Origin of the sequence: Lacinutrix venerupis (assembly GCF_003663945.1) — a bacterium.
Lineage (GTDB): Bacteria > Bacteroidota > Bacteroidia > Flavobacteriales > Flavobacteriaceae > Lacinutrix > Lacinutrix venerupis.
Map to the genome: position 1 here is coordinate 221,396 of NZ_RCCH01000003.1, position 12,136 is coordinate 233,531.

Below are 12,136 nucleotides of genomic sequence, written 5' to 3' on the forward strand. Positions count from 1 at the left end.
TTACGCTGTTTTTAAACCATGAATTTCTCTAGTTGGTATTTTTATAACAACTTTAGTTCCAGAAGGAATGTTATTTTCGTGCAAGTCTTCTATATATAGTTTGTATGAATTAGTGTAATTTTTAGAAAAGTTTTCTAAACGTTGCTTGGTTAACTCTATACCTACAGATTTTCTTTTTAATAATTTATTCTTTTTAATTTCTGCGGCAGCTTTTCTTCCAATACCATTATCTGTAATAGTTATAGTAATGTAATCTAAAGACTCTTTTGATATGTAAATAGTCATAGTTTTATCTTCTTTTTTAGACGATAAACCGTGCCATAAAGCATTTTCTAAAAAAGGTTGTAATACTAAAGAAGGTACTTTTATATTTTTTGTATCAATACCTTCTTCTACAGAGCGGCTGTAGTTTATTGTGTTTGAAAATCGAATATTTTCAATATTCATATACAAATCCATAGTTTCTAATTCTTCATACAAAGAGATTTCTTTTTCGGTAGAGGCAATTAAAATTTTACGAATAAGCTTAGAAAATTTATTAAGGTAATAAACAGCGTTTTCCTTTTCGTTGTTAATAATATATAATTTAATAGAGTTTAAAGAGTTAAAAATAAAATGAGGATTCATTTGGTTTCTTAACATGTCTTGCTCTAAGGTAAGAATTTTCTTTTCATGTTTTAGACGCTTGTGTCTGTTTAAAAAAAATGCTCCTAAAGATAATAGTAATATTACAATAAAAGCAGCAATAGCCATGTTTCTATTTTCTTCTAATTTTAAATTCGCAACTTCATTCTGTTTTGCTAAAAACTTTATTTGGTCGTTTTTCTTTTCGGTTTCGTATTCCGAACGAACACTGCTAACGTATTGTGCATTTTCTTTATTAATGATGCTTTGTTCTACTTTAACAGCTGTTCTATATTGTTTTAAAGCTAAAGCTGTGTTTCCAAGCTTTTCATTTAAAGAGGATAATTCTTTATTGGCATTTGCAATAGCCGAAGTTAAATTATATGCTTCTGCAACGGCTAATCCTTTTTCTAAGTTTTTTTTCGCTAAAGTATTTTTGCCTAATTGACTTTGTGCCCAACCAAGTGTTGTGTAAGCAGAAGCGATATAGAATTTATCTCCTTTTTCTTCGGCTAAAGCAATTGTAGGTTCTATTATTGCTAGGGCTGCTTCTGGCTTATTTTGCTTCACATAGATAGCGCCAATACTGTTATTGCAAATTATTCTACCAATGTCTGAATCTATTTTTTCGTTATATTTTAAAGATTTAAAATAACTGTTTAAGGCATAATCAAGTTTGTTGTGAGCTTCGTAAACAGCACCAATATTATGATGGTTTATGGCTAAACCAAGATTGTTTTTATTTGCAATTTCTATAGCAAGAGATTTATTAAATTCTTGTAAAGCATGGTCGTATTGTCTTATACTTAAGTAAATGTTTCCCATACTGTTATGGCTAACTGCTATGCTCTTTTGTATGCTTTTAGATTTGTTTTTTTGAGACTCTGCAATAGATAAAGCTTCTTGATGGTAGTCTAGAGCTGGCCTAATTTTGTCTTGTCTTCTTGCAACAACTCCTAGCATATTTAAACTTACAATTTCAAATTCTATTAAGTTGTTTTGTCTAGAAGTAGTTAAAGCGTTATTTAAAACTTGATTTGCTTTTTCAAATAACGATTTATTTCGGAATTGTATACCTAAAGCAATATTCGCAAATGCTTCACCTTGTTTATAATTTGCGGTAACACTTTTTTGCAAAAGTGTTTTCATTTTAGTGGTGTCGTATTTGTTTTTATAGATAGCATATTCTAAATCTCCATAGTTTTTATGGTTTACTTTAATAATACTATCTGCAATTATTTTAAAATCTACTTTGTCTTTTTGTGCATGAGAAAATGTAATAAAACACAACAGTAGAAGTAGTGTTATGTAGTTTTTTTTATGAAGAAAAATTTTAACCATCATTAATATTATAGTTTTTCTAAAAAGCTAGATTTCCTTTGTCTAGCAACAGGTATTTTATGGTTAGATTCCATAATAACATAACCATCAGTTTTTAGGAATTCTTTAATTTTTGAAAGGTTAATTACGTATGAATTGTGGATTCTAAAAAAATCTCCTTCAGGTAGTAGTGCATTAACTTCTTTTAATTTTTTTGTTACTAAAACCTTTTGCCCATCATTTAAAAATATGGTGCTGTAGTTTCCATCGGACTCTGCAAAAAGAATATCTTCAATATTTAAAAATAGAAGTTTACCATCTGTGTTAATGGTTATTTTTTTCTTGTTTTTTGTATTGGTAAAATTAATTAGTATGTCTTCAATTTTATCAGAATTTACAATCCTGGATCTAAACTTTTTAATTTTAGAGATGGTTTCTTTTAAATCGTCAAAATCTATAGGTTTTAATAAATAATCTAATGCTTCGTTTTTAAGAGCTTTTATAGCATACTCATCATAAGCTGTAGTAAAAACAACAGCAATATTTTTTTGATTAAGCTGTTCTAAAAACTGAAAACCATCCATGGTTGGCATTTGTATATCTAGAAAAAGACAATCGGGAGTGTGTTTACTTAAATAAAGTAAGGCATCTTCTGGTATAGAAAAAGTTTTAACAATTTCTATTTCATCTCTAAAATTCTTGAGTTCCCAACTTAAACCTTGTATGGCTTTTGGTTCATCATCTACAATAACAGCTGTAAGCATTTAAAAAAAAATTATATTATAAATATAAAACATAAAATAGACATGGTCTTTATTTAATGTGTAAATGGTAAATATAGATGTGTAAATAGTGTAATTTAATGCTTTTTAGGCGATTGTTTTTATTGTAATTATAGTGTTACAAACCAATTATACAAAATATTAAGCCAATTATACATTATCATGTATTTTGTTGTGCTTAGAAATTATCTTTATAAAATATTAGTTTTAATTATTTAACTAAATATAAGTGAAAGTTAAGGGATTCACTTTAATAAATTATGCTATTAGTTCTTATAGAAAACCAGGTTTATCCTGGTTTTTTTATTTTAAAAACATTCTTAAACTAGAATTTAATAATTGTCTTTTTCTATTTAAAGATTTAAAATTGGAAGCTATTAATATTAAAAACTAAAAATCTTAGTCTTCAATTTTATTTCAATTAGTTTTTTATTACTTTTTTTAAGAGTAAAACCCTTTTTTTTAAAAAAAGTAAGAATGCTTATTTTACTGCTGTTAACAAAATATTATAATTTTAAAACACTAATAATCAGTGTTTTAGCAAAAAATCTTAAAAACACCCTAAAACAAAGGGCTGTGCCGTTTTGTTAAAAACTTGTTGAAAACGTTTACCGAATGCCCTTTCTTTTTATGGTACAATTCTCAATCTTTGTTGAAGGAAAAAAAGAGTATAATTTCTACAAATCTTATTGTTGATATAGAAATAGAAAATGCACTTTTTTTAAGATAACGCACCATTATATTCCTTTTTTTTAAAAAGGAAATTTTAAAACAATTTACGGATTAACCATTAAAGATTGAATGATGCCAATCATTCTTGTGTCACTTTAGCTATTAATATCAAAGAATATGGAGATTACACAAATTATTAAAAGAGATTACGAAACAAGCCCATTTGTTTTAAATAAAATTTCTAATGCTATTGAAAAAGCAATGCTGTCTGTAGGAAGCGGAGGGAAAGAAGATGCAAATACTATTTCAGTAAATGTTTTACAAACACTTTTAGAAAGAAAGGAAAAAGATTATAAATACATTCCAACGGTAGAGCAAGTGCAAGATCTTGTAGAAGAAAAACTAATGGAAAGTGCGTTTCATGATGTTGCAAAAGCCTATATTTTATATAGAGACGAGCAAGCAAGAAATAGAAAAACAAATATTTTTGAAAAACGTATAAATCTTAAACCTTATGAGTATCCAGAACTTAACGAATATGTAGATGCTATTAGGCATTCCTACTGGATTCATTCAGAGTTTAACTTCACTAGCGATATTCAAGATTTTAAAACAAGATTAACCATTGTAGAGCAAAACGCAATTAAAAATACAATGCTTGCAATTTCTCAAATAGAAGTTGCAGTAAAGAATTTTTGGGGAGAGATTTACAATAAAATGCCAAAACCAGAAATAGGTTCGGTAGGTGCTACGTTTGCCGAAAGTGAAGTGCGCCATCAAGATGCATATTCTCATTTGTTAGAAATTTTAGGACTTAATAACGAGTTTAAAAATATAAAGAAAAAGCCTGTAATTATGCGCCGTGTGCATTATTTAGAAACGGCTTTAAAAAACTCTAAAAGTGATGATAATAAAGAATACGCAGAAGCTGTTTTATTATTCTCATTATTTATAGAACATGTGTCTTTATTCTCTCAGTTTTTAATAATAATGGCATTTAATAAGCATAAAAATATGCTTAAAGGAGTGTCAAATGTAGTAGAAGCGACTTCTAAAGAAGAGCAAATTCATGGAGATTTTGGAATCGATATTATTAGAATAATTAAAAACGAAAATCCAACTTGGTTCGATGAGACTCATGCTGCTCAAGTTCAAGAATTATGTAAAGAAGCTTTCGAATCTGAAAGTAAAATTATAGACTGGATTTTTGAAGCAGGAGAATTAGATTTCTTACCTAAAGCTGTTATAAATGAATTTATTAAAAATCGTTTTAATAATTCTTTACAAAGTATAGGTATTGAAAAAGTATTCGAAATAGACGAAAAATTAGTTGAACAAACCGAATGGTTTGACGACGAAATTATAGGAACAAAACACGGAGATTTCTTTGTGAAAAGATCTATAAACTACAGCAAAAGAACAAAAAGTATAACTAGCGACGATTTATTTTAAAATGAAAAACGAAACACAACAAAACATCGAGGCAAACGTAAGCCAGGAAGCAAAAGCTTCAAATTACGAAGAATTAATTAACGCTAGAAAAGAAACCATTAAAGAAGCTGGTAAACAACCAGAAATAAAATGGTTAACAGAAAATAGTCGTAAGTTCTTGTCTTCAGGTTACCTAACAGAAGGTACAACACCAGAAGAGCGTATTAGAGAAATAGCAGAAAGAGCAGAAGCAATTTTAAAAATTGATGGTTTTGCAGATAAATTTTATGGGTATATGGCAGAAGGCTATTATTCATTAGCATCACCAGTATGGTCTAACTTTGGTAAAAGAAGAGGTTTGCCAATTAGTTGTTTTGGTTCGCATATATCAGACGATATGGGAGACATTTTATACACCCAATCTGAGGTTGGAATGATGTCTAAACTAGGAGGTGGTACTTCTGGTTACTTTGGTAAGTTACGCCATAGAGGAGCTCCTGTTAAAAACAATGGAGAATCTTCTGGAGCAGTACATATTATGCAGTTGTTCGAAAAAATGGTAGATGTTGTAAGTCAAGGCTCTGTAAGAAGAGGTCGTTTTTCTCCTTACTTACCTATAGAACATGGTGATATTGACGAGTTTTTAGAAATAGGAACAGAAGGAAATCCAATCCAAGAATTAACACACGGTGTAACTGTTGGTAATAAATGGATGGAAGAGATGATTGACGGTGACCAAGAGAAAAGAGCTATTTGGGCAAAAGTATTACAACGTAGAGGAGAAATAGGGTACCCTTATATTTTCTTTAAAGATAATGCTAATAATGCTGCACCAGATGTGTATAAAGATAAGAACCATGAAATTTACGCAAGTAATTTATGTTCTGAGATTATGTTGCCAACTAACGATAGATGGTCGTTTGTTTGCGTATTATCTTCTATTAACTTATTGCACTACGATAAGTGGAAAGATACAGATGCTGTAGAAACAATGGTGTACTTTTTAGATGCTGTTTTAGAAGAGTTTATTACAAAATTAGAAGTATATAGAGATTCTTCAAGCAGAGACGACCAGCAAACATTCTTGTTTATGGAAAAAGCTTATAATTTTGCAAAAGAAAATAGAGCTTTAGGAATGGGAGCTTTAGGATGGCACTCATTATTACAATCTAAAATGGTTGCTTTCGACAGCCAAGAAGCATTTAATTTAAATAGCGAAATATTTAAAACTATTGAAGATAAATCTAAGAAAGCATCCCAAGAGTTAGCAAAATTATTTGGTGAGCCAGACGTATTAAAAGGTTACGGTAGACGTAACACAACTTTAAATGCTGTAGCTCCAACAACATCTTCTGCATTTATTTTAGGACAAGTATCTCAAGGTATTGAGCCAATTTGGTCTAACAGTTATGTAAAAGATATTGCTAAAATTAAAACAACTATTAAAAATCCATTTTTAGTAGATTTATTAGAAGAGAAAGGATTAAATACAACAGAAATCTGGAAAAGTATTCGTGATTACGATGGTTCAGTACAACATTTAGAAGAGCTTACAGATCATGAAAAAGATGTATTTAAAACGTATTCTGAAATAGACCAGATGAGTATTATATACCAGGCAGCAAACAGGCAAAACCATATTGACCAAGCACAGTCTTTAAATATTATGGTACATCCAGATATGCCGGTAAAAGACATTAATAAGCTTTATATAAATGCGTGGAAGTTAGGTGTAAAATCTTTATACTACCAACATAGTATGAATGCTGCACAAAAATTTAAGCAAAAGAAAGAATGTACTAGTTGCGAAGGTTAATTAGTATTGTTTAGATAAAAACTTAAGGAAACCATCTTGAAATATAGATGGTTTTTTAAGGTCTTAACTGAAAAAAAACAAATCTAGTTAAATGTTTAAAAATCAGTTGTTTAATTGTTTTTTATGTTAAAAACTTGTTGAAAACGTTTGTTATATGCATTTTGATAAACAAAAGCATCAAAGTAAATTTGAATAAACAATAATTATGAATAGATAGCAATTTAAGCTGAAGATAAGTACAGAAAAAGGGACATCGCGAAATATCCCTCTTGTCAATATTTTATACAATAATTGGATTCAGGCCCTAATTTTGTAAAAATAATATGAGATGTAAATCTCTTACTTTCTTCTTCAAAGAAACAAAATTAGTTTCTAACTGACAAGATAAATAGTTTCCATTTAGAATGATTTATCTCTTTCTACCAATAAAATATGGTGTTTAGGAGATGAATTAATTATCAACAGGTTCTTGTTAATAAAAGTATTTAAGAGCCAAAAAACATAATAAAAATGGCAACATTTATTATTTATCGAGTGGCAATCGTTAATAAAGCCAAAGAAGAACAGCCGTTAAGCAATTTTAATGGACAAAATGACTTATTAGAAGTTTGCAATCAATATTATCATTCCTTAAGAAAGAATAGAAGAGAATATTATGGTAATCAAGGAAAAAAAAGAACATTTTCAATAAATACCAAAATAGATTTTTTAAGAACAGATAGAACCTTAATTACTAGTTTCGATTCTGCCTTTACAGGAAATGAGGTTTATATCCGAAATGCAGAAACAAATAGTCTAAATTATAAAGTTAATAAGGATGAACTTCAAAGTCGAAGCTTGTTTTCTTTATGTCATATTCCTAAAAAATCAAAGTACGGATATGTTGTTTTTGAAAACAAAGCGAATCACGGAGTTAAAGTTGCGTTCGAAAGAGGTTTTCAATCTTTTTTAAATGCATCAGGTTATGAGGATTATAGAGTTGTGATGACTCCTGCTTTGAATTATAATTATTTATCTAATTTCATTGTTAATGGTAAGCTTAAAAAATTAAGGTTAATAGAGAATACTCTGAAAAAGGATGTGCAATTATCATTATGGAATGATTTGAATAGAAATTGTAATGACAAAGATATTAGAGAACTTAAGTTTAGAAGTAAAACCGAAAATTCTATTTATAAGAAGGAATTACATAATTTGTTTTTTACTAAATTGAATGAGTACGAAAAAATTCAATTTATGAATACTTATGTAATAGACGATATTTCTTTCGAGATTAATTACAAAGGAGCTTCTAAAGTTTTTTACATGAAAGATAGAGGTCGCATGAGAGCTATTGTAGATGTTTCTAGTCAATTAATGTATGAAGAAGATCAGCCAACATATGATTCTATGGTAAAAACATCTATAAAGTTGATTAACGAAATATTAGGGTATGATTTGTTAGATTTCAACAATGCTGCTTAATAGATGATTTTATAAGCATTTACAAAAAAAAGCACCTTTATAAAGGTGCTTTTTTATTATTATAAATAGTTTGTAATTATTCTGCTGATGCCATCATAGCAAAAAACTTATCGATATTAGGAAGTAAAACAATTCGTGTTCTACGGTTTCTTGAACGTCCTTCTCTAGTATCGTTATCGGTTAATGGTTGGTAGCTACTTCTACCAGAAGCAATAAGTTTTTCTGGAGCTACACCAAAGTCGTTTTGTAGTTTTCTAACTACAGAAGTGGCTCTTAAAACACTTAAATCCCAATTGTCTGTAACCTTAGCAGTATTAATAGATCTAGAGTCTGTATGACCTTCAATCATTACATCTAAGCTAGGCTCAGAGTTTATAACATCGGCAAGTTTTTGTAAAATTTTATCTGCTTTATTGCTAATGCGGTAACTTCCGCTATTAAATAACATTTTATCAGAAATTGAAATCATAACAACAGTTTGGTCTATGCTTATAGCTATATCATCACTTTCATCTAAATCTGTAGTGTCAACAAAACGTTTTAAATTTAATGATAAAGCAAGGTTCATAGAGTCTTCCAGTGTATTATAATATTTAAGTACATCTGGGCTAACTTTACTTAAGGTTTTGCGCATACCAACTTTTGCTTCTTCAGAAACAACAGCTTTATTACCTACTGCATCAAATTTTGTGTAATTTTCTTCTGTTAAGCTTCCTACTTCGTCTGTAAGAGTGTTAATCTTAGAATTATACTCGCTAACTCGTGCTTCAATTTTAGCAAATTTAGCTTCAAGTTCTTCCTTTTCTACTTGTGTTTTAGTTAGTTGGTTTACAACTTCACCTTTTTCTTGTTCCAAGGCAACGTATTTCTTTTTAGAAACACAACTTGATAATGTAATAAAAGTGATTAGTGTAATTGCAATGTTTTTCATATTTAAGTTTTAAGTTTAACTAATAACAAATACGAGGAAACAATTTATATGGACTTTTCACTTTAGTGTTTTATAATTATTTTAACGTTTAAATGCAAAAACCTCGAATATTCGAGGTTTTTTGTATAGTTATTTATGTTTATTCTATTCTTCTTCGCTTAATCTTGCTGGAGGAACAGAACTATCGTGTGCATCGTGATACTCTTCTAAAAGATTCATTGTTGCAGTTAATAGATCTTTAGTCTCCAATAATAAACTAAAGTATAATGTAGTGTTTTTTGGACTAGATTCTTCTGTTCTAGTTCTAGAAACTTGCATCGAGATTTTGTCTTTAACTAAACCAAAAAATTCATTCTTACGGTCTATAATACTTCCAATTTCTTCAAACGAACGAGAGTTAAACGCCTTTTTAGTATCGGTAAAAAGTGATTCTAAAGTTTTGTCTATTTCCTTTAGCTCTTTTACCTGGCTAAATTTAAGCTTTTTATGGTTGTTGTTAATATGCTTATGGCTTACTCTAGAGATGTATTCTAGAGATTGCGTAATGTCTTGTAAATGACCAAGAATATTAATGTAAAAATTACTTGCTATAACACTGTTATCGTCTAAGTTTTTTATGAAATAGAATATATTGTCGCGCAAATCGTCCACTTCGTCAGAAAGTTTTGAAACTTGCTTTTTATTCTTTTTTAGCATCGCTAAATTTTGCTTAGCTAAACCATCAATAGCATTTGTATAAATACGATTACCTCTTTTTACAACATTAGCAATATTGTTTGCACTTTCATGTATAACACCTTGAACAGAGCTACTTTCGGCTTTAACCAATTGGTCTTCAGCTTTAGACATTTTAGCTTTTTTGTTATGTGCAAAATAGTTTCTTACTAATAGCGCAATTGCTGTTAATAGTAAGATAGGAAACATTACTTTAATATTTAAATTCAATAAAAAAGCAATAATTGCTGCGGCAGAAAAAGCAATAAAAGCAGTAAAAAACCAACCTCCAATTACATTTATTACACCAGCAACACGATACACAGCACTTTCTGCTCCCCAAGCACGATCTGCAAGAGATGTTCCCATGGCAACCATAAAGGTTACATAAGTTGTTGATAGTGGCAATTTCATAGAAGTTGCTATAGATATAAGTACAGCAGCAACCATTAAGTTAACTGCAGCACGAACCAGATCGAATGCAGGACGATCTTCTTCCTTTGTAGATAGTGGTATCTCTGGCTGAGTAAATTGTTTTTCTATAACCTTTTGCCAAGAATTTGGTAGTATATAAGAGGTTGCTTGAGAGGTTAAAACTGCAAATCTTACAAAATATCGAGATAAAAAATTTGGTTGAAAACGCTCTTTAGTACTAGACTGGCTAGATAAATCTATAGATGTTTTAACAACATCCTTTGCTTTACTAGAAAACCATAAAGTACCTACCATAATCATTCCTGCAATTAGTAATAAATACCATGGTGTTTCAACTTTTCCACGTAAAAATTCCATACTAAAAGCATCTGCTGCAATACCAGAAGCAGACCAAACTTCGTAAGATTTTAAAGCAGTAATTGGTACTCCAATAAAGTTTACTAAATCGTTTCCTGCAAAGGCTAATGCAAGTGCAAATGTACCAACTAGTATAATTAATTTATAGATGTTTATTTTTAATAAAGCAGTAAAAATATAAGAAACAATAGACCAAAAAAGTAAACTTATTACAACAATATTTAAAACATGCGACTCTAAATAATCTTTTATAGTTAAGCCTTCAGTGAAAGAGTATGTTTCATCTGCAAAAGGAGTACCTTTAATTCCTTTTATAAAAATGAAATAAGTTATAGAAGTTAAAGCTATACCTCCAAATACAGCACCAATCCAATGTGCTTTTTGTTCAAAATTGTAAGAAAGTAATAATCTTGAAACCCATTGTATTAAAGCTCCTATTGAAAATGCAACTATTACAGAGAGTAGGATGCCAATTATAATTTCTGTGGCTTTTGAAGTGTTTATATAGTTAACAATATCAAAAAACTCTCCATTTTCACTATATACTTTTAGTAATGCCATTGCTACAGATGCACCAAGTAATTCGAAAACTATAGAAACAGTTGTTGAGGTAGGCATTCCTACAGAGTTAAAGAAGTCTAACAATAGAATGTCTGTAATCATGACTGCTAGAAATATAATCATGATTTCATTAAACATAAACTGCCCAGGATTAAATATACCTTTTCGGGCAACCTCCATTAATCCGCTAGAAAATATTGCTCCTACAGCAACACCAACACTAGCAACTATCATTATTGTTTTAAAGGAAACAGCTTTAGAACCTATAGCCGAATTTAAGAAATTAACAGCGTCATTACTAACTCCAACTACTAAATCTGCAATAGCTAAAAGGGCCAAAGCTATAACTATAAATAAGTATAAATTATCCATTAATTGTCTTCAATTTTTTAAACAAATTTCACATTTTAAATTGAATGCTATGTTAATTTAATGTTATGTTCTATTCCTTTTTTGTAGAAATAAATAGTGCTATATAGCCTTTATAAATATGATATTAACTGATGAATAACTCTATTTAATTAAAGCGAATAAATTTAAAATGCTGATAATCAATAAAATACGCTCCAATGTTAATTTAATGTTATGTAAATGTTGCTTAAATGTAAAATTAAATATATATTTGTTAAGTAATTATTAATTAATACTTTAAAATTTAAACAAATGAAAAATATATTAGCACTTATATTAATGTTTGCCGTAAGTTTTACTTTTGCGCAAGATGTTAAACCAAAATTTGAAAAAAAAGGTAATCAAACTGAAGCTACTTTTTACCATGATAATGGAGAAGTTGCACAAACAGGTTTTTTTAATAAAGACAATAAACTTGAAGGAACTTGGACAAGTTTTGATGCCGAAGGTAACAAAGTAGCAGTTGGAAAATATGATAATGGCATTAAAGTTGGAAAATGGTTTTTTTGGAATAAAGAAACATTAAAAGAAGTAGATTATTTAAATAATAATATTGCAAGTGTAAGCGAGTGGGAAAATAAATCTACAGTTGCTATACGTGATTAAGTTATAACTTAT

At 29.2% G+C, this 12,136-nt stretch carries 8 protein-coding genes; 4 read left to right on the forward strand and 4 right to left on the reverse strand.

Annotated features, from left to right (window positions below; translation table 11 throughout):
• Together CLV86_RS05770 and CLV86_RS05775 are read right to left on the reverse strand one after the other, a co-directional pair.
• Window positions 1–1,968 carry a tetratricopeptide repeat-containing sensor histidine kinase gene (locus CLV86_RS05770; protein WP_121050678.1) on the reverse strand — a complete coding sequence of 656 codons (1,968 nt, stop codon included), beginning with the start codon at window positions 1,966–1,968 and terminating at the stop codon, window positions 1–3.
• 5 nt (window positions 1,969–1,973) lie between these two features.
• Complete coding sequence (locus CLV86_RS05775; RefSeq protein WP_121050681.1) at window positions 1,974–2,708, reverse strand: LytR/AlgR family response regulator transcription factor; 735 nt, start codon at window positions 2,706–2,708, stop codon at window positions 1,974–1,976.
• An 867-nt stretch (window positions 2,709–3,575) separates the two neighbouring features.
• Here CLV86_RS05775 and CLV86_RS05780 point away from each other — a divergent pair.
• The 3 genes from CLV86_RS05780 to CLV86_RS05790 all read left to right on the forward strand — a co-directional run bounded on the left by CLV86_RS05780 (window position 3,576) and on the right by CLV86_RS05790 (window position 8,109).
• Window positions 3,576–4,850 (forward strand): ribonucleotide-diphosphate reductase subunit beta, encoded by a 1,275-nt coding sequence (locus CLV86_RS05780; protein WP_076731857.1) that lies wholly within the window; start codon window positions 3,576–3,578, stop codon window positions 4,848–4,850.
• A 1-nt stretch (window position 4,851) separates the two neighbouring features.
• Window positions 4,852–6,645 carry a ribonucleoside-diphosphate reductase subunit alpha gene (locus CLV86_RS05785; protein WP_121050684.1) on the forward strand — a complete coding sequence of 598 codons (1,794 nt, stop codon included), beginning with the start codon at window positions 4,852–4,854 and terminating at the stop codon, window positions 6,643–6,645.
• 510 nt (window positions 6,646–7,155) lie between these two features.
• Window positions 7,156–8,109: a hypothetical protein gene (locus CLV86_RS05790; RefSeq protein ID WP_121050687.1), complete on the forward strand. Its 954-nt coding sequence runs from the start codon at window positions 7,156–7,158 to the stop codon at window positions 8,107–8,109.
• A 76-nt stretch (window positions 8,110–8,185) separates the two neighbouring features.
• Here CLV86_RS05790 and CLV86_RS05795 read toward each other — a convergent pair whose 3' ends face one another.
• Window positions 8,186–9,040 (reverse strand): OmpA/MotB family protein, encoded by an 855-nt coding sequence (locus tag CLV86_RS05795; RefSeq protein ID WP_121050690.1) that lies wholly within the window; start codon window positions 9,038–9,040, stop codon window positions 8,186–8,188.
• A gap of 144 nt (window positions 9,041–9,184) precedes the next feature.
• Complete coding sequence (locus tag CLV86_RS05800) at window positions 9,185–11,479, reverse strand: inorganic phosphate transporter (RefSeq protein ID WP_121050693.1); 2,295 nt, start codon at window positions 11,477–11,479, stop codon at window positions 9,185–9,187.
• Between the two features lie 291 nt (window positions 11,480–11,770).
• Here CLV86_RS05800 and CLV86_RS05805 point away from each other — a divergent pair, with 291 nt between their 5' ends.
• Window positions 11,771–12,124 (forward strand): toxin-antitoxin system YwqK family antitoxin, encoded by a 354-nt coding sequence (locus CLV86_RS05805; RefSeq protein ID WP_076731861.1) that lies wholly within the window; start codon window positions 11,771–11,773, stop codon window positions 12,122–12,124.
• The last annotated feature ends 12 nt before the right edge of the window (window positions 12,125–12,136 follow it).

What these genes read in the sequence shown, in the direction of transcription:
- CLV86_RS05805 (WP_076731861.1), top strand. Translation starts at nt 11,771, where the DNA reads ATGAAAAATATATTAGCACTTATATTAATGTTTGCCGTAAGTTTTACT.
- CLV86_RS05780 (WP_076731857.1), top strand. Translation starts at nt 3,576, where the DNA reads ATGGAGATTACACAAATTATTAAAAGAGATTACGAAACAAGCCCATTT.
- CLV86_RS05800 (WP_121050693.1), bottom strand. Translation starts at nt 11,479, where the DNA reads ATGGATAATTTATACTTATTTATAGTTATAGCTTTGGCCCTTTTAGCT.
- CLV86_RS05770 (WP_121050678.1), bottom strand. Translation starts at nt 1,968, where the DNA reads ATGATGGTTAAAATTTTTCTTCATAAAAAAAACTACATAACACTACTT.
- CLV86_RS05775 (WP_121050681.1), bottom strand. Translation starts at nt 2,708, where the DNA reads ATGCTTACAGCTGTTATTGTAGATGATGAACCAAAAGCCATACAAGGT.
- CLV86_RS05795 (WP_121050690.1), bottom strand. Translation starts at nt 9,040, where the DNA reads ATGAAAAACATTGCAATTACACTAATCACTTTTATTACATTATCAAGT.
- CLV86_RS05790 (WP_121050687.1), top strand. Translation starts at nt 7,156, where the DNA reads ATGGCAACATTTATTATTTATCGAGTGGCAATCGTTAATAAAGCCAAA.
- CLV86_RS05785 (WP_121050684.1), top strand. Translation starts at nt 4,852, where the DNA reads ATGAAAAACGAAACACAACAAAACATCGAGGCAAACGTAAGCCAGGAA.